The following is an 875-nucleotide window of genomic DNA, read 5'->3' as shown; positions in this document are numbered from 1 at the left end:
CCGTACCGCGAAGCGGCCGGCCTCGAAGCGGGTGGCGTGGAAGCGGTGACGTCGCTCAGGACACACACCGTCACGGTGCCGCAGTCGTTCATGGTCGCGGACTACAACCCGGAGCAGGCCTGGGAACGCTTTCGCGATGAAGCGAACGTCGCACCGCAGGACCCAACCACTTACGGCCAGCCCTACATCTACGGCACCCACCATCTTGACCAGGCGGGCGCGAAATGGGAGGCGCAGCTACGCCACGAAGCCGCCATCGCCTGGCAGATTGTCTATGAAGGGCAAAGCAATATTCTGGCGTTGCAGCCGGGGCGCGTGCTGGAAACGGATCTTGTTTTGCCCGATGCACCGAAAGGCCAGGTCATTGTCGAAGTCACGCATAGCGGCGCGCGCGATGCCTCCTATACGAACAGCTACCGGGCGATTCCGGCGGACCGGCGTTTCCGGCTGAAGCTCGAGCCGCAGACGTGGGCCAAAGTGACCGGCACGCTTTCAGCGCGCGTCACGAGCCCGGACAAATACAAATACGCGTACATCACCGCAAGCGGGCACTACACGGTGCGCTTCGATTCCGATTTCGAAACGTGGCCCAACGGTGGCGAGAGCGTACCGCTGCGGCTGGCGAAACCGTTCGCGGGCAAGGGTCAAACCGGCATGCACTTCGTCGCGCTGGACAACGACGAGGCCGTCATTTCCTGCCGGGACGGCGACCCGGACAAGCCCGAAGTCATCGCGTTCCACCATCACAGCCAGGCGCGCGACCTCGTCACAAACGACCGGCGCTGGCTCTCGCGCAACGTGATCCGCACGCAGGCGAACAACAAGCTTCGCATGGAGGACTGGGCGGGCCAGGAAGGCATCAAGGTCAGCACGGA

At 63.8% G+C, this 875-nt stretch carries 1 protein-coding gene; it reads left to right on the top strand.

Features of this window, described 5'->3' with window-relative positions; all coding sequences use genetic code 11:
* A partial coding sequence (locus P0D87_RS31525; protein ID WP_408637122.1) for a contractile injection system protein, VgrG/Pvc8 family occupies positions 1-875 on the top strand: 875 nt, incomplete at both ends.

This window comes from Paraburkholderia sp. RL17-368-BIF-A (assembly GCF_046054045.1).
Lineage (GTDB): Bacteria > Pseudomonadota > Gammaproteobacteria > Burkholderiales > Burkholderiaceae > Paraburkholderia > Paraburkholderia graminis.
The sequence above is the reverse complement of the archived record's forward strand: the minus strand, read 5'-3'. Positions and strand labels throughout refer to the sequence as shown.